Origin of the sequence: Streptomyces sp. NPDC056128 (assembly GCF_042263835.1) — a bacterium.
In the GTDB taxonomy this organism is placed as follows: domain Bacteria; phylum Actinomycetota; class Actinomycetes; order Streptomycetales; family Streptomycetaceae; genus Streptomyces.
The window spans coordinates 1-18,426 of record NZ_JBHJVQ010000049.1; the positions used below are offsets into that span (position 1 = coordinate 1).

The 18,426-nt window shown below is 69.0% G+C and carries 18 protein-coding genes; 3 read left to right on the forward strand and 15 right to left on the reverse strand.

Annotated elements, in window-relative coordinates; genetic code table 11:
• The first annotated feature begins 460 nt into the window (after nt 1-460).
• Entirely contained in the window at nt 461-2,923 is a 2,463-nt protein-coding gene (locus tag ACFC1X_RS39180) for a Helicase associated domain protein (RefSeq protein ID WP_376364012.1), read from the forward strand.
• A gap of 468 nt (nt 2,924-3,391) precedes the next feature.
• Here the strand turns inward: ACFC1X_RS39180 and ACFC1X_RS39185 are convergent, their stop codons facing one another.
• From ACFC1X_RS39185 to tap, 5 genes are all read right to left on the reverse strand, one after another.
• A complete protein-coding gene (locus tag ACFC1X_RS39185) occupies nt 3,392-3,688 on the reverse strand; it encodes a hypothetical protein (protein WP_376364015.1) in 297 nt (98 codons plus the stop codon).
• Nucleotides 3,685-3,882, reverse strand: coding sequence for a toxin-antitoxin system HicB family antitoxin (locus tag ACFC1X_RS39190; protein WP_376364018.1), 198 nt, complete (start codon nt 3,880-3,882; stop codon nt 3,685-3,687). The genes ACFC1X_RS39185 and ACFC1X_RS39190 overlap by 4 nt, the downstream gene beginning before the upstream one ends.
• A gap of 213 nt (nt 3,883-4,095) precedes the next feature.
• Nucleotides 4,096-4,524, reverse strand: a complete 429-nt coding sequence (locus ACFC1X_RS39195) for a hypothetical protein (RefSeq protein ID WP_376364021.1) — start codon at nt 4,522-4,524, stop codon at nt 4,096-4,098.
• Between the two features lie 37 nt (nt 4,525-4,561).
• Complete coding sequence (gene tpg / locus ACFC1X_RS39200; protein WP_376364024.1) at nt 4,562-5,152, reverse strand: telomere-protecting terminal protein Tpg; 591 nt, start codon at nt 5,150-5,152, stop codon at nt 4,562-4,564.
• 3 nt (nt 5,153-5,155) lie between these two features.
• The gene (tap, locus tag ACFC1X_RS39205) at nt 5,156-7,297 is read right to left on the reverse strand and encodes a telomere-associated protein Tap (protein WP_376364026.1); all 2,142 of its coding nucleotides are present in this window, start codon (nt 7,295-7,297) and stop codon (nt 5,156-5,158) included.
• Between the two features lie 268 nt (nt 7,298-7,565).
• On the opposite strand from tap, the gene ACFC1X_RS39210 reads away from it, so the two are divergent.
• Complete coding sequence (locus tag ACFC1X_RS39210; RefSeq protein WP_376364029.1) at nt 7,566-8,315, forward strand: PP2C family protein-serine/threonine phosphatase; 750 nt, start codon at nt 7,566-7,568, stop codon at nt 8,313-8,315.
• 165 nt (nt 8,316-8,480) lie between these two features.
• Here the strand turns inward: ACFC1X_RS39210 and ACFC1X_RS39215 are convergent, their stop codons facing one another.
• The 5 genes from ACFC1X_RS39215 to ACFC1X_RS39235 form a co-directional block, all read right to left on the reverse strand.
• Nucleotides 8,481-9,380, reverse strand: coding sequence for a hypothetical protein (locus ACFC1X_RS39215; protein WP_376364032.1), 900 nt, complete (start codon nt 9,378-9,380; stop codon nt 8,481-8,483).
• A gap of 348 nt (nt 9,381-9,728) precedes the next feature.
• Nucleotides 9,729-10,397 (reverse strand): hypothetical protein, encoded by a 669-nt coding sequence (locus tag ACFC1X_RS39220; RefSeq protein WP_376364035.1) that lies wholly within the window; start codon nt 10,395-10,397, stop codon nt 9,729-9,731.
• Nucleotides 10,398-10,514: 117 nt separating this feature from the next.
• Nucleotides 10,515-10,739, reverse strand: coding sequence for a hypothetical protein (locus ACFC1X_RS39225; protein WP_376364038.1), 225 nt, complete (start codon nt 10,737-10,739; stop codon nt 10,515-10,517).
• A gap of 9 nt (nt 10,740-10,748) precedes the next feature.
• Nucleotides 10,749-11,321: an NUDIX domain-containing protein gene (locus ACFC1X_RS39230; RefSeq protein WP_376364041.1), complete on the reverse strand. Its 573-nt coding sequence runs from the start codon at nt 11,319-11,321 to the stop codon at nt 10,749-10,751.
• Nucleotides 11,322-11,450: 129 nt separating this feature from the next.
• The gene (locus ACFC1X_RS39235; RefSeq protein ID WP_376364044.1) at nt 11,451-11,918 is read right to left on the reverse strand and encodes a hypothetical protein; all 468 of its coding nucleotides are present in this window, start codon (nt 11,916-11,918) and stop codon (nt 11,451-11,453) included.
• Nucleotides 11,919-12,836: 918 nt separating this feature from the next.
• Between ACFC1X_RS39235 and ACFC1X_RS39240 the strand changes: the two genes are divergently transcribed.
• Nucleotides 12,837-13,175, forward strand: a complete 339-nt coding sequence (locus tag ACFC1X_RS39240; RefSeq protein WP_376364046.1) for a DUF6233 domain-containing protein — start codon at nt 12,837-12,839, stop codon at nt 13,173-13,175.
• Here ACFC1X_RS39240 and ACFC1X_RS39245 read toward each other — a convergent pair.
• From ACFC1X_RS39245 to ACFC1X_RS39265, 5 genes are all read right to left on the reverse strand, one after another.
• A complete protein-coding gene (locus tag ACFC1X_RS39245) occupies nt 13,172-13,360 on the reverse strand; it encodes a hypothetical protein (RefSeq protein WP_376364049.1) in 189 nt (62 codons plus the stop codon). The two genes, ACFC1X_RS39240 and ACFC1X_RS39245, sit on opposite strands and share 4 nt — an antisense overlap.
• 474 nt (nt 13,361-13,834) lie before the next feature.
• Entirely contained in the window at nt 13,835-14,785 is a 951-nt protein-coding gene (locus tag ACFC1X_RS39250) for a ParB/RepB/Spo0J family partition protein (protein WP_376364052.1), read from the reverse strand.
• On the reverse strand, nt 14,782-16,035 hold the full coding sequence (locus tag ACFC1X_RS39255; RefSeq protein WP_376364054.1) for a ParA family protein: 1,254 nt from the start codon (nt 16,033-16,035) through the stop codon (nt 14,782-14,784). Before ACFC1X_RS39255 ends, ACFC1X_RS39250 begins: the two co-directional genes overlap by 4 nt.
• A 289-nt stretch (nt 16,036-16,324) precedes the next feature.
• Nucleotides 16,325-16,999: a GGDEF domain-containing protein gene (locus ACFC1X_RS39260; RefSeq protein ID WP_376364057.1), complete on the reverse strand. Its 675-nt coding sequence runs from the start codon at nt 16,997-16,999 to the stop codon at nt 16,325-16,327.
• Nucleotides 17,000-17,103: 104 nt separating this feature from the next.
• Entirely contained in the window at nt 17,104-18,381 is a 1,278-nt protein-coding gene (locus ACFC1X_RS39265; RefSeq protein ID WP_376364060.1) for a DNA cytosine methyltransferase, read from the reverse strand.
• Nucleotides 18,382-18,426 lie beyond the last annotated feature (45 nt).

An 18,426-nucleotide genomic window follows, 5' to 3' on the forward strand; every position in this document is an offset into this window, starting at 1 on the left:
AAATAGCATTTCCGCTTACGCTCCAATGCGAAACCTTCCGAATGTCATCGTGAACGGGCCGTCCGCTTACGCTCCCGCCCTCCCGGTCACAAACCGGCAGCAGTAGGAGGGGTGAGGGTGTATCAAGTCGGCTACCAGGTAGGATCACGAAGGAGTCAGCGCCCACCCGGGAGGCCGGCCGAGCGCTGACGGGCAGGATGTGGCAGGCTCGCGAAACCTTCGAGGTGCAGTAGTCGATGTGCTGACAGCGTGTCATATCTGGCACCCCTTACCCTCCCTCACCATCATGGACTGTTCCGACCCCGTGTGACTGCGCCGACCGTAGCACACTCCGCCTGCCATGGAGGCGGATATCGGCCGAACTGATGTTTTGATGCATCCGGCCTGTGCATCGTGTGATGCAGCGGGTAGGATCACGAGTAGACGACCACCGCTCCTCTCCCGAATGGAGACACCTGCAATGGCGGCTGAATTCGCCCTCCGTCCGCACCAGATCGAAGCAGTGGACGCCATCGTGACGGGCCTGGATATTCCTCCAGGGAAACGGATTCCGCCTCAGGGGTTGCGGGGCACGGTGGTCAGTGCGTGCGGTACGGGAAAGACGTTCATCGGTGCGGCGGCCGTCAAGCGTCTGGTCCCGCATGGGCGGGTTCTGGTGCTGGTTCCGACGCTGGAATTGCTGGCGCAGACGGTCAGGGAATGGCGTGCGTTCGGGCATTCTGGCCCGGCGGTTGCGGTGTGCTCGATGGAGGACGATCCGCGTTTGTACGCGCTGGAGGTGAAGTCCACGACGAGTGCTCCGCAGCTTGCTCTGTGGCACGGGCAGGGGCCGGTGATGGTGTTCGCGACGTATGCGTCGCTGCCGGTGCTGATCGAGGCGCACCGTGGTGAGTACGGGCTTCCTATGGATGTGTGGGACCTGGTCCTGGTGGATGAGGCGCACCGGACGAGTGGGTCGTTGGGTAAGGCGTGGGCGGCGGTGCACGATCAGGAGCAGGTGCCGGCGATGCGGCGGCTGTACATGACGGCGACGCCGCGGATTTGGATGGAGCGGCCGGCGCCGCGGTGGCGTCGCGGGGAGCGCGCCGGTGAGGAGCCGGTGTGGGACCGGTTGCCGGAGGAGATGGCCTGTTCGATGGATGATGAGGCCATCTACGGGCCTTTGCTGTTCGAGCTGGACCTGTCGGAGGCGATTGCGCGGGGGCTGCTGGCGCGGTATCAGATCGTGGTGGTCGAGCTGCGCGACGAGAGTCTGACGCCGGAGCGGCTGTATGGCGAGGAGCGGTACGAGGAGACCGTGCGCGGGGAGCGCCTGGCCGTCTTGCAGGCCGCACTGCTGGAGACGATGGCCGAGCACGGCCTGACGCGGTGTATCACGTTCCATCACCGCACGGTTGAGGCGCGGGCGTTCTCGGAGGGGTTGGAGCGGGCCGCGAAGCGGCTGCACGGCGAGGACGCCGGCCGGTATCCGGAAGACGTGTGGGCGCAGTGGCTGTCGGGGGAGCATGACGCCGATGTGCGGGCGGAGCGGCTGCGTGCGTTTGGGGGGCGTGCCGGGCGTGCCGTGTTGTCGAATTGCCGTGTTCTCGGTGAGGGCGTGGATGTGCCGTCGGTGGATTCGGTCGCTCTGATTGATCCGAAGGGTTCGGCGGTCGATATTGTTCAGGCGATCGGTCGGGCGTTGCGGCAGAAGCCGGGTCAGGGGAAATTGGCGACGTTGATTGTGCCGGTTTTTATCGGGCCGGATGAGACGGCTGAGGGGATGCCGTATTCGATTTCTTATCGGCCGTTGGTGAAGGTTCTTTCTGGGTTGCGTGCGCATGATGAGCGGGCCGTGGAAATGCTTGCGGTTCCGCAGGAGGGAATACAGCGTACGGGGCAGACGCCTTCATATCTGGGCGAGGCGCCTGAGGAGGGTGAGGAGGAGGAGCGGTTGCTGTTGCGGTTCGGTGCGCACCGTGACCCTGCACTGATTGCACGGTTTGTTCGTTACAACCTGTTGCAGCCGGAGCATGCCAACTGGAAGGCCGGTCACCAGGCCGCGGTCGCGTACCGGGGCCGGATGGGGCATCTGGCGGTGCCGTACGAGCACCGGGAGTTGACGCCGAACGGGCACTCGTTCCCGTTGGGGCGGTGGCTGGCCGATCAGCGGCGGGCCCTGCAGGCGGGGACGATGGTGTCGGAGCGGGCGGCGGACCTGGACGAGCTGGGGATGGTGTGGGAGCCCTCGGAGGTGGCGTGGGAGGAGAACCTGGCGGCGGCCCGCGCCTACTACGCGGAAACGGGAAGCCTGGCTGCTCCGGTCACGGCGACGGCGCTGGACAGGCCGGTGGGTCAGTGGCTGGCCAACTGCCGCAAGACCGGCGGCCTGGGCAAGGACGCGGGGCGGGCGCAGCGGCGGGCGGAGCAGCTGGCGGCGATCGATGCGGACTGGCGCCCGTCGTGGCCCGTGGACTGGCAGCGTCACTACGCCGGCGTTGACCGGCTCCTGGCGCTCGGGGCCGACCTGGTGGACATCGTGCCGGGGGTGACGTCGCAGGGGGATGATGTGGGGCGGTGGCTTGAGCGGCAGCGTCAGCATGTGGTCTGGCAAGGCCTGTCGGCGGGCCAGCGCGAGCGGCTGACGGCCTTGGGCGTCGTGCCGCTGCCTGCGGAGCAGGATGCGCCTGTGAAGCCGTCTCGGGGCGGTTCAGCGGCCTTCGAGCGGGGCTGCGCGGCGCTGGCGCAGTACCGGGAGCGCACCGGGTCTGCGGGGCCGGTCAGCCGCCAGCACGTGGAGACCCTGCCGGACGGAGCCGAGGTCAAGCTCGGGGTGTGGCTGGCCAACACGAAGACCAGGCGCGCGAAGCTGAGCGCTGAGCAGTTGGAACTGCTGGCCAGGCTCGGGCTGGAGTGGGCCGGGCAGGCCCCGGCGACGGCGTAGCGGCGCGTGGGCGGTGGGGCGGGCGTCTTCTGGGACGCCCGCCCTTCGTGCGCTGCATCTGGTATGGCGCGTGTGTGCAGGTAGTTTCACGAATTGCCGCCGCTGCGGGCGTAGTGGCTGAAGGGCGTGAGCGACTGCCGAATGCAGTGCCTTACTCATGCGACGGTCGGTCGTTGAGGGGGCAGGAGTAGAGCTGGGAGGGCTGGGATGGATGCGAAAGACCTTGGGATCACGCCGACGAGGGGTCCGAGTTGTGAAGGTGTTCGTGACCTGATCGTGGAGCTGTTGGCGGATCACCCTCTCGTCAGCCGTATCGCCGCGTTTCCTACGCCCCTGGGAGAGGCCAGGCTTCGAGTGGAGATCGGCGGTCTGGACTTCGAGGTCTGGGTTGAGCCCGCCTGAGGGTGGTCGGCCGGCGCCTTCTTCGCCTGCTGCTGGATTGGCCGGGGAGTCCGGGACGGGTAGGGGCTACAGGTCCTGGACAGCGCGCAGAGCGGCGTCCACGCGGGCCATGGTCGTTGTGTCGACCGGGCCGTGGAGTTTGGCGCCGTCGAAGCGGTCGACGCGTAGCTGGACGATGTTGACGGCCACGGCGGTGCAGGGGATCGGGTCGCTGATGACGACAGACATGGCGGTGTCGGGGTAGCGGCCGCTGTCGTGGAGCACGATCGCGAGGATGGCACCGTAGGCCTCTTCGAGGCCGGTCAGGCTGATGATCAGGATGTCGCGGCCGTCGGGGAGCGTCCAGAGTTCCCCGCGGTTCACAGGGCGTCGCCCTCGCCCGCCAGGTTGTCGCCGAGGCCGAGCGTGGCGAGTTGCTTCGCGGCATCGAGGGTGGCTGCGCGTCGGGCGGCGCGCACGACGTAGGCGTTGACGGAGAGGCCGGCCTCGGAGGCGGCGGCCCGGATCGAGGGGGCCAGGTCGTCGGGGACGCGCAGGGTCATCGTGGTAACAGCCATGGCAGCAAGGATAGACACCGGATCGTGGTGGCGTAAGGCGGTGGTGCCGGGTCATCGGGACCGCGCCGGGAAAGGTCCTCGCTGCGCCGGTGGTTGGCGCGATGGACGGCGTGGGGGTGCTTGCTGTGCTGGTCGGGCCGTGTTCGGATGAGTGGGTGAGGCCCCCGGCATCGAACCTGCCGGGGGCCTCGCCTGTCTCCTGGTGTGCCGGTGTCAGCGGCTGTCCTCGCGGGTTTCGGGTCGGGGGCGTACGGACAGCGTGTAGTGCCGGCCGCCCGTCAGGTGGATGGCGATGAACAGTCCGCCGACGCTGGCGTCGGTGACGGTCTGGTAGGCGGGGTGGGCGAGCAGTGCGGGCGCGATCACGTCCGTGACCACGTCCACGGAGAGCGTCCTGCCGGATGCCGGTGCGGGAGCGTCGGAGGGCTCGCGGATGACACGTCGGTCGGCTTCTTCCTGGAAGGTGAGAAGCCACGTGCCGCGGGCGGTGGTGAAGACGACATCGGCTCCGTCGGCGAGGCCTGTGGAGTTGGTGACGTCGGGGTGGGCGGCGAGGACGTCGGCCAGGCGCAGGGCTTCCTCGTCGAGGTCAGCCAGGGGGCTCTTGTCCGGGTCGATCAGTGTGCTGTCGCGGTGCGGCATGTGGGCGTGTCCTTTGGGGAGTTGAGGGTCTGGCTTTTCAGAACTTTGCGGCAATGTAGTCGATACCGGTCAGCTCCACGTCCAGATTGCCCGCACGGGTGCCGCCGTCGCGGAAGTAGAGTTCGCCGGCGGCGGCGGCCAGGACCTCGTTGGGGCTCTCGCCGGAGCGGCCGGCCTGCGCGTCCAACAGCCGCCCCGCCCACGCCGCGGGCAGGTGGACGGTGAGCAGGCGCTCGCGGGATTCGTCGGTGGTGCCGATGGGCGCCTTGTAGCCGAAGGTGGCGCGGAACTCGACGGTGATGCCGCTCTGTGCGGCGGCGCGGCGCCGGGCTCGTTCGCGGACCCGGGGCTGCCAGCGGGAGCGGACGGCGTCGGTGATGCGGTCCTGGACTGCCTTGGGCGGGTGTTTGCGGGCGCCGCGCCGGTAGCGGTTGACGGAGTCGGCGGTGACGCCGAGTTCGGCGGCGACCGCGCGGGCGGTGCCGAGCTGGCGCATCAGGTAGTTGATCTGTCCTTTGAGGGTGCGGGGCGGGGCGGTGGTGTACGTTTCGCGGCCGGCCCGTTCCAGGGCCTGGTCGATCAGGACGTCGTCCTGGTCCGCGTTCTGGGGGCGAATGCTGCGTGCCACGGCCTACTCTCCTTCGTCCCAGACGGCGTCGTGGCCGTCGCCCTTGATGAGCTGTGCGGGGTTGCCGCCCTTCTCGATCAGGTCGATGGCCCACGCCATGGGCTGGACCCCTTCGAGCTTGACCAGGCCCGGCTGGACGCCGAGACGGAACGCGCCGGGCAGCGGCTTGCCGCTGGTCGTGTACGGCAGCAGGTCGAGCGGGCTACGGCCGGGACTGGGGTAGACGACGCAGTCGGACAGGACCGCGAGCGGGTACAGGCCGGCGGAGGCCATGTGCCGCATCTTGCGGTGCATGTTGACGCGGGCCTTGCTGATGACCGCGGCGCGGATGTCGGGGCGCCAGGTCGGCCGTTCCAGCTCCGGCCACCGCTCCCCCTTCACGTAGTGCAGGCCCTTGGCGCGGACGCGGAGTTTGCCGATGCCGCCCTTGGCGGTGGCCTTGACGGCTGCCAGGACCGCGACGGCGCCGGGATCCTGCTGGCCTAGCTGTTCCATGGCGGTCAGGAACGCGGTGTCGTCCATGCCCGTCTGGACGCCGAGGTCGTCCATGGTGGCCAGCAGCGCGGCCTTAAGGCGGTCGTGCCACGGGTCGAGGTAGGCGCCCGCCTCGCGGCGCAGGAACCCTTCCATGGGTTCGATGTTGTGGCCGAGTTCCTGGGCGTAGGCGAGGGTGTGGGTCTCGTACCAGGCCGGGCCGGCGGGGCGCTGTCCGGTGGGGGTGAAGGGGTTGGGCAGGCGCTCGTCCAGTGCGATGTGGGAGAGGTCGGCCAGCCAGGAGCCGGGGACCTTCTTGTCGAAGACCGGACCGATCTCGTGTACCGGGGCGCACAGGCCCACCGGCAGGCGGGAGGCGGCGGCGAGGAACGCGCTGTTCACGTCCAAGCCGAGCGCGAACGGCAGGGCCGCCTCCTCCCAGGCGAGCAGGTCCACGTCGCGCACCCAGTGGAAGACCTCTTCGTCCAGGAAGCCGCGCTTCCAGCCCTGAGCCAGCGGGTGCTCGGGCGGGGCCTCGGGCGGGGCAGGATCGATTGGTTCAGTGCCCAGAGAGCCGGGGTTGTGGCCGGAGCTCCACCCGCCGGTCGTTGCGTCGCGCACGGGGCGGGTCGGCGGGCGCAGCGCGGTCATCAGCTCCAGACCGTTGACGGCGGTGCCGCCGCGCGGGGTGAGGACCCGGGCGGCGTAGGTGCCCAGGACGTGAGCGATCTCGGGGGGTTCCAGGCCGTCCACGCCGGGCCAGGAGCGGGCGTCCAGGGCTCCCCAGGACAGGACGGCGAACTGCACGCACTGGCGCTGGCCGGCCTTCGCCGGACGGTAGACGCGGGCCCACGGTCCGAACCCCCGGCGGGTCAGCTTCCACTTCGCCTTCGTCACCTGCTTGACCACCGGGTGGTCCTCGGGCAGACGCAGACCGGCACGCTGCTCATGCCCCTCCAGGCGTTCCGGCAGGCCGAGCTGGACGGCGGCGGCAGGGGTCAGGACCACCAGCGGGTCGGCCGGACGGCCGTAGCGGTTGAGCGCGGGCGCGCCCACCGGCTGTTCCAGCGTCCACTTCACCAGCGCCGGAACCGTACGGGCCGGGCACTCCAGGACCAGGCCGCCGACCCCGTAGGCGTTCCCGTCGCCGTCCAGGGCCAGCAGCGGACCGTGCGCGAACCGCGGATCCGTCCCGGCCGCCGCCGGCTTCCGCGCCGGTACCGCCGTGCGGGCGGCCGAACGTACGGCAGCAGCAGGGGGCGTGACAGCCACCGCGGGGGCGGGCGGCGGCACGGACTCTGCTTCCGTCTGGGCAGGCTGCTCCCGGTCCGCGGGCTCCGGGGGGGCCTCCACCGCCGGGGCAGGAGGCGCCTGGGCGGCATCCACCACCGCGGCTGGCGCCTGTGGTGCGGCAGCGGGGTTCGGAAGCTTGGCCGCCCATCCGGCCAGGAGCCGCTGATACGCCTCCAGGCGTGGCGGGCGCGGCTCGGAGCGACCGTTCTCCCAGTTCTTGACCGTCTGCGCGGTCGACTGCAACGCGGCCGCCAGGCGGGCCTGCGTCACTCCGGCCGCCTCCCGCAACCGCGCCCGCTCCGCCGGCGGCGGCAACTGCGGCTCCTCCTCCAGCAGGGCATCCACCAGCCCGAACAGCTCCTCCTGCGACGCAGCCATGCGCCTCACCTCCTCACTCCAACCTAACAGATCATTAGCTCTGGATTTAGCCTTTCGATATAACTCTTATGAGTTGATGCGGGGGCGTGCCGATGACGCCCGCGTTCCAGACTGATCAGCGGAGATGACGTCTCGCAGCGGAGGTTGAGTGGTTCTCAGCGAAGGCTGGTGACCAGCATTCGTTCTCACCGATGGTTAAGCGAGCCGGTCCGCGTCCATCCAACACAGAGCCGAGGCCGCCGAGGCGCACGCGGGAGGAAGGAGTCCAATGACGGACATCGAGAAGACCACGGCGACTGCAGAGATAGCGGTCGGCGTCGCCCAGCGGCCGGGGACCGAGCCGCCGTGCGCGGACGGCGCCCACGTGCACAGGCGGGGCAACCGGGTGTGCGCGGCCGTCGTGGACGGGGCTGGCCACCGCGAGGAAGTCGTCGACTTCGCCCGGCACGCACCGTCCGTGATCACCCTCATGGGGATGGCCATGGGCGGGCTTGTCGGCCTGACCACTGCCGGGCGGATGGTCGACGCGTACGACGACCCGCCGCACATGTCCGCCGTCTACGCCTCCATGGAGCCGGGCCGCCCCACGGGCATCCACTGGATTGGCGACTGCCGGGCGTACGGCTGGGACGGCGAGAAGCTCACCCAGTGGAGCACGGACCAGACCATGGGCCAGTGGCTGCGCTGGAACGGCGGCGTTCCCATTGAGATCGCGGAGACCCAGGACAACTGGGCGAGGCTCGGCCTCGCGCAGGCGACCGAGATGACGTGCCGCCAGTTGGAGATCCCTGAGGACATCCCACTGGTGCTGCTCGTCAGCGACGGAATCTCGGACCAGGTGGACCAGGAGATGGCTGAAGCACTGTGCCGGGAACACGCCGACGCCCCGCAGACCCTCGCGGACGCGCTCGTCGCCGCCGCCGAGGGCGAGGGCGAGGGCAAGGAAGAGGAGGGCACTGGGGAGCTGTACCGCGACGACGCGACCGTCGTCGTTCTGCGCAGGCCCGCCACTTCCTGAACTCACACAACAACCCACCTGTCAGGCTTCTGACCTGCGACGCGGGCCTGAACTCAGTGTTCGGTGAGAATGGTCAGCCTTCCCTGCGAAAGGTCAGGAGAGAACCGGCGGTTAGCAGCGAGCCCGGCCGGGCTGCGCGGCGCCTGCTGCACCCAGCGCACCGGTTCAGCCGGCGTCGGAATCGCGCCCCAAGCCCTGGAGGAGACGGCGGCGTTCGTCATCCTCACGCTCAAGAAGCGCAGCCAGGACACGCATGTCGCGGTGGGAGGTGATCGCGTCCTTGAGCACGGCGGCGAGGACGTCCGGCGGCAGAGCCTCCGCCTGGGTGGTGGAGGTGCCGCTGAACGAGCGGCGGTCGCTGCTCTTCGCCGGCGCGGTGGGCAGCCCGTACTCGGCGATCTGCTGCTCGGTCACCGCCAGGCGCTCGAAGACAACCTCTGTTCCCGGGGCGTCTACAGCGGCGAACGCGGTGACGTCCTGCGCCAGCGCGGAGAACAGGTGGACCCCGCTCGGGTCCCAGTCGGAGACGACGAACACCCGCACCGCACGGTGTCCGTCAGCAGCGGCCCGCAGCGCCGCCGTGCGTTTCGCCGGCAGCCCGTTGAAGCCGCTGCCCGAATACACCGGCACACCCATCGGGTCGGCGACGGCCACCAACTGCGGAACCATCCCCGCCGTCTCGCAGACGATATCCAGCCGCACCAGCTGATCGGCCTGCCGGTCCAGCCGGTAATCCAGCGCCGCCCGGCGCAGCCCCGCCCGGAAATCGTCCGGCCCGTCGTAGACGACAAGTTCGGCGCGGATCTCGGTGTCGTCGCGCAGCGCCTCCCACGGGATACGGCCCGAGCGGCGGGCCATCCCCAGCAGCTCCACCGTCCGCTTGTAGGTGCGCTCCTCTTTGGCCAGCACGCCGTCAGAGATCAGCGAGTACCAGACCTGCCGGATCGTGAGCGGCAGCTGAGCCGCGTAACGCGTAAGGATCCCGTCCACTGCCGTCAGCAGCTCGCACGTGCGGGCGCGCGGCTTCCATGACGGCTGGTATCCACGGGGCCGCCGGTTCGGCATGCCAGTCCCCTGTCCGGGTCGGTTAGGACGCCTTGGCGTCCCTTACCCAGGATCGCGTCCTGGACCGTGCCGCGGCAACGTCTCCAGAGGGAGCTTGGACATCAGTAACAAGCTGGCTTCGTTGATGTCTAGGAACAGCGTTTGTCGACGGTTTCCGGAGTGATCAACGGGCTCGGAAATGTCGAGGAGGAATGACGGCACTGTCGTGGCCACGAACGCAGGGCGGCTGGGCGTCGAGGCAGGTAGCGGCAGAGGTCAGCCGGCCCTCGCGGGCTCCGCATCTCGTGCCCGCGTGCTGGCCAGGCGGTAGGAGTCGGTGCCGGTCTACCGGTGCCCTCTTCCTGGTACTCAGCCAGTCTCAGGCGCCGTGACGAGAACCAGGTCGTATCCCTGGTACCAGCGGGGATCTCGGACGGGTACGGGCGACATGCCCAGGGAGGGAGCAACTTCGGCCAGGGACCGGTAGTCGCCGCCCCGGTGGAGCCGGTAGTCCTGCACCACCGTGTACGAGTCGGCCGCACGGGCAGGCGCCTGACGTGCGTGCCACAGCAGGCTCGCGCATGCGCGGTACACACTCCGGTGGATCAGGGTCCACTGCTCCGGGTCGCTGCCGACCACGTCCATCAGAGCGTGCCAGCGGTCGGCGTACGGCCCGGTGGGGGCCGGCCACCCGAAACCGCCCGGGGTGAGCCTGACTCCGCTCTCGTCTTCGTCCTCGGTCCAGCTGCGCAGTTCGGACCCGAGCCGGTCGAGGTCCAGGTCGCCGATCGCGGGACCGGTCCACCCCATCGCGATCCGGAGGGACTCCGCGACAGCGGCCACCAGGTACCCGCGGGCCTGCGTGTCGTCTCCGAGCAGGTAGCTACGCAAGGGCACGTTGGGGGGAAAGTCGTCCTGGTGCCAGCGCACGATCGCCTCGGCCCACGGCCACGCGTCGCTGTAGGGGTCGCGGCCGTCGTGGGTGGCGCGGTACCGGTCGGCAAAGTCAGGCAGAACTGCGTAGGGGTCAAAGGCCATGGTCGCAGTCTGCCCCACGGCCGACCGTGGCACGCAGGAAACCGAGGGACGCCTCCGCTGAGCCCTCGGCACGAGCTCGTTCCCGGAACGCGTGTCCCTTCTCGGCACAACAGCGGATCAAGGGACAAGTGGGCGGTCAGTGCAGTTGAGGCAGAGGCGGCACAGCGGGGTACCTTCCACCCGGTCCCAGCCGGGAGGCAGCACTGCCACGCCGGTGCGCCGGTCCACCATGAATCCGTCCGACGTCGCAACCGTCCAGCACCATGAGCACGCCACGATCAGTCTCCCGGCCGCGTGCCGATACGCGACCCAGTGCTTGATCCAGCTGATCAGCTTCAGCATGTGCTCACTCTAGAGCTGGCGGCGACCTGGTGTGAGGGCCGCGAGCAACAGGGCTGCCATGCTGCCGGCTTCCGTGATTTCACCCGCACGCACCGCTGCAACGGCGTCGTGCAGAGGACGCCACTGCACGGTCATGCCTGCCTCGGTCGCATCTCGGCGCATCCTGCCCGGCTGGAGATCTGTGGCGAGCATCAGATGGGTCCGCGCCCGTGTGGTGCCGGGCAGCGGATCGATCACACCGAGAGGGTCCAGCCGGCCAGCGGCCAGGCCGGTCTCCTCCTGCAGCTCACGCAGCGCTGCGCGGCACGGGTCCTCCCCCTCCGTCCCGCCGCCCGGCACATGCAGCATGCGCCGGCCCTGGAGATAGAAGGTGTCCTCTACCAGCACGGTCCGACCGGCAGTATCGAGCGCCACCACACGCACGCCGTCGGAGACTGACACGTGCTCGTACACGCCTTCCGTGCCATCCGGACGTCGTACAACGTCGCGGTGCACCGCCAGAAAAGGACCCCGGTGCACCAGCTCTGTCGACTGTCGCCTCCACGTCATACGAGTGCTGTCCCCCTGCTGTCCGTTCAGCATGCAGGGATCGGCCCCTCAACCCCCACTAGGTTCTCTCGTTTTGCGTGCAGGCTTCGCACACGGCCCGCACGACGACGGGCGCGCTGGTCACCCTTTCAGCGTTCTTGCTTCTGCCAGGACCGCCCTCGGTCAGCAGTGGGGGCTAAGCAGTGTGGCGGCCGCGACGACGAAGGCCACCGACGCTTCCTTCGCCGCGTGCCGCCGGGAGTCCAGCTCGGCCCGGTCGATGGCCTTGCGCAGCGCGTACGTCGCATCCGCGGCCTGCTGGGCGGGTCCGGCGAGCTCGGGGACCAAGACCTGAAGGCGTATGTGGGGCGCAGTGATTGCCGCCCGTGTCTCGTGGGACCTCGTCTGGGCTTCCAGTTGGCGCTCGGTGCCTTCCTCGGTCAGGGCCAGACGCTCCCGATGGAACATCGCCGAGCGGTGCGCGTCTAGGGCCGCCGCGAAGTCGGTTACGGCACCGAGCTGGTCTTGGCGGTGGCTGTCGGCGCGCTCCTCTGCGCGTGCGGTGCGAGCCGAATGGTGCTGGAGGAGCCCGGCGGTCAGGGCACCGGAGAGGGTGCCGAGTACGGCAACGATCGAAGGCCATAGGGACATCAGGTGTGTGGTCCTCTCGGGTGATCGGCCGGATCGGCCGTCTTGCGTTCAGCCGCTCACCCCTCGTGCTCGGAGAGGGCTGTGACTCACTCGCCGAACGGGGGCACGGTGTTCGCAGACAGGTCGGGGCGTACGCGGTGGAGGCGTACGGGGTGGCGCCACCGGCCAGCGGCATCACGGGCGACATCCACGGCGATCTCCTTGGACGGGCCGAACGTTCACCGCCGGGTGGGGCAGCCGCGACGTCCTGGACGTCACTCTCGTCAGTCCGCATCTGGTGGTGCGGGTCAGCCGACGCGCAGCGTCCTGCCCCACCGTTCCACGGCCTTCGCGTCGCAGTGCTCACACAGCGGCGAGTGCGCGCCCCGCCCGTATTTGTGGGTCGGCCGGCGGCAGGCAGCACACGGTCCGATCTCATCGCCGGGGCAAGTGCGTGCCGATGAGTCCGGCTCGGTGATGGGCGGTACAGGGGCGGTCATGATCCCTCATCTCGGCAGGCGGCGGTGGCCGCCTCGAACGAAGGATAGAGCGTCAGGTCCGCTGCCCCCGGAAGGCCGGCTTCCCGGGCCGCTGCCCGCAGGTCTGCGGTGATGCCCTCCAGCGTCCCCGGGATCCGGGCGCGCCGGTGGACTGCCATTCCGTGATCCCAGCACAGGTCTACCCAGCGCGGCCCTGCGTCCGGGAAGGCCACGGCGCGGGCGGTTGCCGCCATGTCGCCACACACCACGCAGGCCCGGAGCGACGCCTCATGAACGCGGGCAAGCCTCTGTGCGCGTGCGGGAGGAGCGGGGGCCTGGTCCAGGCGCGCGGGGTCGATGCCGTGCCGGGCGAGCTGATCAGCGGGCTCCATCGTGTCGTCGTCTCCGTTCAACCCACCCCTGGATTGCTGCGTGACCTCCGCACCTTAAAATAGAACATGTGAACGAGCCAGATCCGACGCGTCTGACGGTGCTCCGCTTCCTTGAGCGGGTGCAGCTACGCGACCTGGCGCGCACCCGGAAGTGGATCAAAGACGAAGAGCGCAGAGCAGCGGAAGAACAGTGCGGCATCGAGGCGCGGCCGGCCCCGCCCGACTGGCTCCTGGAGCGGGGCCTGAACGGACACAGCCCGCCTGTCTACGTCCACACCGGCGACTGCTGGAACGTGGGCAGGAACAGCACAGGCATCGAGCAGGAGCAAGCCCGCCAGGCCATCGCGACCGGCATCAAAGCGTGCCCGCACTGCCGACCGGACACCGCGCTCCACATGCTTGACTAAGCGACGCGGTGCCGGAACAGGAAATAGAAGTACATCGGGAAGCCCTCGCGGTCCGCCGTCACCGTATGGTTCACGGGCTCCCAGCCCTGTGCGCCCCATTCGGCCAGCATGCTGTTGACCTGCTCGTCCCATGCAGACGCGCCGGCGTTGAGCGTCGCGAACTGGTACTCCCACTGGCCATCCATGCCCCCAAGATGCCCAGGAGGGGCGGACCGCACCCGTTGCGGAGTCTCACGGACGACCTGGACGACTTGAACGCTCGCGTGGCTAGACTGTGCGCGGCCTTCCCCCGTTTCATCCCAATCCCCGTGACGCGGGAAGGCCAGCCTTCCTGACGCTGCGGCTGCTGGTGAGAACAGGTCAGCCGCCCCGGCGTTCTCCTACAGCGACGCCACGGCTCTGCTGCGCGCACTGTGCAAGAAGGAGCCCCTTAGAGCGCCTGAACGGTAAGGCCGACCCATTCGGGGGATGGTGTCCGGGCCGGTGGTGCGAGAGGCTACCCGCGCGTCCGCGCGGGCGGGTAGCCGCGCAGAGACCGACCGTACCGGGAGTCCTCATTCAGGACAGACCAGTGTGGGCCACGGACTTCCGCTTGATGATCACGCTCTTGGAGAGTTGGCCCGGCAGACGGTGCGATGTCGCCGGGTCAACCGGTGTACTCACTGAGCCAGCAGCTTGGCCAGTGTGAGGCGGACCTCTGCTGTTGTGTGCTGACGGATCATCGCGTTCAGTGCTGTCGGATCTGACCAGGGGACTGCCGGGGTTTCGGACGGGGGTGCCTCTGCCTGAGGGGTGATAACTGAGTTATCACCTTGGGGGGGGCGGGCCTCAGGAACAGGTGCCTTCCCGGCTGGGGTGATAACTGAGTTATCACCCTTCGAAGAGCTTTGCTTGCGTCGCGCCTTCTTCGCGGCGTCGGTACTGGCGCGGCGGTCCGCCTCGGCCTTTTGCCCTTCCGCGGGAAGCTTGGCCAGGTTACGGACGTGTGAGACGTTGCGGCGGCCCGCTTCGAGGTCGGCTTGGAGTTCGGGGGTGAGGCTCAGCAGCGAGAGCTTCTGGCTGATCAGCGGCTGGCTCATGCTCAGGCGTTTGGCTGCCTTGTGCTGGGAGCCATAGAACTTGACCAGTTGTTCCAGTGCTTGTGCCTCTTCGAGGTCGCTGAGGTCGAGGCGTCGCGCATTGGCGATGAACGCGGCTTCGAGCAGGCTCTCATCTGTACTGACGAACTCGTCTCCCGGGATGACCTTCACCGAGGGCAGGCCGGCTTCGCGTGCGGCTTTCAGGCGCCGGTTGCCGTCGATGACGACGAACTTGGCGCCCGGGTCCAGTTCGTCCTGTCGGCCGGGGCGGTTGGCCAGGTAGGCGTCAACGGTTGCGATGGTGATCGCAACGATCTGTCCGACCTCGGTGAAGCTTTCGACCAAGTCCCTGACGTCCCCGAGTCCCTCCCGTGGGTTGTCCGGGTTGAAGCTGATCTCTGATGGTGGGAGGGCGGATGCCTCGGAGATCTGGGCAACGCCGGTGACTGCTGCGATGGCTCGTCCTCGGCTGCTCTGTGCGGAGCCGAATGAGGGTGCTCCTACGCGGTCCGCAGCTCGCTGGGCACTCACACGATCTCCCTTGCAGCGCGGCGCATGACCTTTGCCTGCTGTGACGACGGGGCGTAGGACATGAGCGACTGGCGGTTCCTGACGGCTTCGCGTTGCTCCTTGAGCCGGTTGACTACGGCGATCATCCGGGGTTCCTTGAGCTGTCGCCATGCTTCGAGCGAGGACGTGACGACGTACCCGTCTCGGGCGTCGTAGAGGTTCACGACCAGGCCGAGGCCGTCGACCTGGATACGCCAGTCGACTTGTCCTGAGTCGATCTGGTTGCGCAGCAGCGTGTAGGCGTCCCCGGAGCTGTCTTCGGCCTGTACAGGGATGAGGACACCCGAGTTGCCGGGCGCTTCGTTCTCACGGCGCCGGGCGTAGTAGATGCCCGCGTCCATGCCCACGCCGAGGCTGGGCGGACCGTCGACGATGATGACGTCGTAGTCGGCTTCCAGCGGTTCAAGGACGCGTTCGAGCGTGGCCTGGCGGTTGCGGTCCGTGGCGATCATGACGTCCAGGAGGAAGGCGTCGGCGCACGCGGGCAGGACGTCGAGGCGTCCGCCGAATCGGCTGTCCTCCACCGTGACGATCAGGTCTCGAACCGATCCCGTCCGCAGAGTGCCGGCCATGTACTTTGCCAGGCTGGGGTCATCGATGCCGATGAGCGGCAGTCCGAGTTGCTGGGTGAGGTGGCCCTGCGGGTCGTAGTCCACAAGGAGGACGCGGAGTCCCAGCCCGGGGTGGGTCTCGTCGTCCCTGAGAAGGTCGATTTCCTCGCTGGAGAGGCCCTTCCCGTCGAACGCCTGGCGGGCAACGTCTTCTGCTGCCACGAGGACTTGCAGGGCGGGGTCTTCTGCGCAGGCACCGGCGAGTCCCGCGGCGACGGTGGTCTTGCCCACCCCTCCCTTCTGGTTGCAGACGACGATCCGGCGGGCGTAGGGCGTGGGGGGTGGCGCGGAATGGGTTTGCAGCCAGAGGGCTACCGATTGGGCCAGCCCTTGCACGAGAGGCATTTCGCGGTGGGCGCACGTCTCCTTCAACGACGCCCACTGACCCGGCGGCAGCCAGCTCGACCACGCGACGCCTCCGGCCGTGTCGATGGAGGTGAGGTCAACGTTGGACGCCTGCCACCTCTCGATGCCCTGGGAGACGGCGTCCTGAATGTCCACATCGAGTTGCGCGGCGCGTACCTTCAGGTCACGGCGCAGCCACGCGGGCAGCTTGGAGACAACCTTTTCCCTGTCTCCGGAGGGGTTTGGGGTAACCATGGGGCGAGCTTACTAACTTGTGTCGGGCGGAGCGCTAAGGCTGGGGGGTGATAACTGAGTTATCACCCCCCGGAACGCAGAAAGGCCCCGTGCGATCCGCAGGCGCTGCGGCTGCGGATCGCACAGGGCCGATGTCGTATCAGAGGGCGAGGCCGGTGGCGGCCAGGGCGAGCAGGAGCAGCGCGGTCAGGGTCAGGTCGCCAGATGAGCAGGGCTCCCGGCGGCGGGACATCACCGCAGTCCTTCTCAATGAAGGGACGGCGGGCGGCCGGACGTGCCGGCCGCGTCGTCATGCGAGCGGCAAGTGTGCGCCGGGGCGGCCCGCGCGGCGGCCGTTGACCGTGCTGGCGTAGGCGTCCGCGACGCTCGCCAGGCACGGGAACGCGGCGTGCCCCTGCTTGACCCGGTACATGGCGGCGTCCGCGCCGCGCAGCAGTCGGTCGGCGGACTCGCCGGGCAGATCGGCAGCGCGGGCAATCCCGAACGACGCGGTCAGGCCCAGGGTGTGTCCGTCGTGGTGCACAGGCTGCTGCATCTGGTCGCGCAGAGCGGCGATGACCGCGAGCGCGGACCGGTTGGGGAGGACTGCGACGGCGCCGAACTCATCGCCTCCGAGGCGGGCGGCCAGAGCCGGGCGGCCCTGCGTCCACCGTGCCAGCCGGGTGCCCATCGCGTGGATGACGGCGTCTCCCGTGGCGTGGCCGTAGGTGTCGTTGACGGCCTTGAAGCCGTTTCCGTCCAGCATGATCAGATGAACGCTGTCGCGGTTGGCGGTGTTCAGCAGCCGGCCGGTGTGGGCGAGCAGGTCGGCGCGGCCGGGCAGGCCGGACAGCGGGTCGTGGCGCGCGTCGTGGAGCTGGCGGCGGACGCGGACGTCGTCGGCGAGGGCGGCGAGCGCGAGCGGCACGGCGGCCGCGATGACGAGTGTGCGGGACCTCTGCCGTAAGACGGCGGTAGCGGGCATGATGGGATCTCCGTTCTCGCCCGTGCGGGCGGAATGAGAGAGGCGCACCCCCGGGCTGTCCAGGCTCTGGTGGGGGTGCGCCTCTTGCTGTGGGTCTGTGAGGGTCAGAGGACGGCGAGGATGCGTTCTCCGAGCCATCGGGCCGCGTTCACGGACACGGCGTTGCCGACTCCGAGGATCTGCGCCTCCTGGGTGGAGTCCGGGAGGATGTAGTCGGCGGGGAAGCGCTGAGCCCGGGCCAGTTCGCGGGGGCTGAGCATCCGCAGGGTGCAGTCGTCGACCTCGGGGGCGGGGCGTACCAGGCTGTGGTGCGGTTTGCACGCCACGGTGGTGAGCGGCTCCGCTGTGGTGCGTACGGCGCCCCGGCGGCCGTTCGGGACGATCAGCGCGTGGTGCTTGCCCTGCGCCGACACTGCGGGAACTGGCCCGCCGATGGCGACGGCGGTGGTGTTGCGGCGCAGCATCGTGACGTGCGGCTCGTGCCCGAACTTCGCCAGGCCGGCGGCGACCCGGGTCCGTGTGGAGTCGGCGTAGGGGGTGAACTTCTTCCGGTCCGGGCGGCCGTCGCCGATGCGGGTGCCGGGCGCGGACCAGTCGATGACGTCGCTGACGGGCCGGACCGTCGGGTCGAGGATCAGCCCGCAGGACGGGGTGGGGCAGCGGTAGTCGTACTGGACACCCCAGCTGCCCATCTTCCGACGGCGGGGGTTGCGCCATACCTGCCTAGCCCGGACCGGCCCGCACGTGGGGCACACCGCGGCGGGTCTCACCTCCAGGTCGGGCAGCGGGATGCCCTCGCGGGTGAACACGACGTAGCCGCGGTTGCGGTGCTGGGGTGCCAGTTCGTTGTCGTCGTCGCCGAGGTGCGCGCTGCTGGCGCACACGATCTGGTGGTTGTAACCGAGGATCCTGAACCCTCCGATCCACCAGTCGAACAGCTCCCAGTCGAGGAAGAACTCGGGGACGTTCTCGCACAGCACGACGTCGTACCGGTGGACCTCGGTGGCCGCGATGATGTCCAGCGCGGTCGCGCGGGTGCGCTGGAACTCGGGCTGCCCTTCGCCCTCGATCGGGTTCCCGCCCTGGTCCAGTAGCGCGATCTGCCCGCGGGTGCGTTTGCGTCCTCCGGCCGGGCTGATCTCGGTGCAGATCGGGGAGCCCCACAGGACACGGGTGCGGGGCAAGGAGCGTTTGTCGAAGGCGTTGATGTCCTCGGTGAGGTGTTCGGCGTCGGGGTGGTTGGCGCGGTGCGCGGCGACCTGGACGCGGTCGTGGTTCATCGCGAGGCGCAAGCGGAGTCCGGCCTCGATGAGGCCGCGGGTGGATCCGCCAAGGCCACAGAACAGGTCGGTGAAGTCAACTTCCTGGTCGTGTCTGAACATCAGCATCCGTCCTCGCCCGTGCGGGCGGAATGAGAGGGCGCACGC

Excerpts from the sequence above, each read along its gene's own strand:
- ACFC1X_RS39245 (WP_376364049.1), bottom strand. The coding sequence starts at position 13,360 with ATGGATGGCCAGTGGGAGTACCAGTTCGCGACGCTCAACGCCGGCGCG.
- ACFC1X_RS39260 (WP_376364057.1), bottom strand. The coding sequence starts at position 16,999 with ATGCCCGCTACCGCCGTCTTACGGCAGAGGTCCCGCACACTCGTCATC.
- ACFC1X_RS39225 (WP_376364038.1), bottom strand. The coding sequence starts at position 10,739 with ATGCTGAAGCTGATCAGCTGGATCAAGCACTGGGTCGCGTATCGGCAC.
- ACFC1X_RS39215 (WP_376364032.1), bottom strand. The coding sequence starts at position 9,380 with ATGCCGAACCGGCGGCCCCGTGGATACCAGCCGTCATGGAAGCCGCGC.
- ACFC1X_RS39190 (WP_376364018.1), bottom strand. The coding sequence starts at position 3,882 with ATGGCTGTTACCACGATGACCCTGCGCGTCCCCGACGACCTGGCCCCC.
- ACFC1X_RS39255 (WP_376364054.1), bottom strand. The coding sequence starts at position 16,035 with ATGGTTACCCCAAACCCCTCCGGAGACAGGGAAAAGGTTGTCTCCAAG.
- ACFC1X_RS39230 (WP_376364041.1), bottom strand. The coding sequence starts at position 11,321 with ATGCTGAACGGACAGCAGGGGGACAGCACTCGTATGACGTGGAGGCGA.
- tap (WP_376364026.1), bottom strand. The coding sequence starts at position 7,297 with ATGGCTGCGTCGCAGGAGGAGCTGTTCGGGCTGGTGGATGCCCTGCTG.
- ACFC1X_RS39220 (WP_376364035.1), bottom strand. The coding sequence starts at position 10,397 with ATGGCCTTTGACCCCTACGCAGTTCTGCCTGACTTTGCCGACCGGTAC.
- ACFC1X_RS39235 (WP_376364044.1), bottom strand. The coding sequence starts at position 11,918 with ATGTCCCTATGGCCTTCGATCGTTGCCGTACTCGGCACCCTCTCCGGT.
- ACFC1X_RS39210 (WP_376364029.1), top strand. The coding sequence starts at position 7,566 with ATGACGGACATCGAGAAGACCACGGCGACTGCAGAGATAGCGGTCGGC.
- ACFC1X_RS39265 (WP_376364060.1), bottom strand. The coding sequence starts at position 18,381 with ATGTTCAGACACGACCAGGAAGTTGACTTCACCGACCTGTTCTGTGGC.
- ACFC1X_RS39180 (WP_376364012.1), top strand. The coding sequence starts at position 461 with ATGGCGGCTGAATTCGCCCTCCGTCCGCACCAGATCGAAGCAGTGGAC.
- ACFC1X_RS39195 (WP_376364021.1), bottom strand. The coding sequence starts at position 4,524 with ATGCCGCACCGCGACAGCACACTGATCGACCCGGACAAGAGCCCCCTG.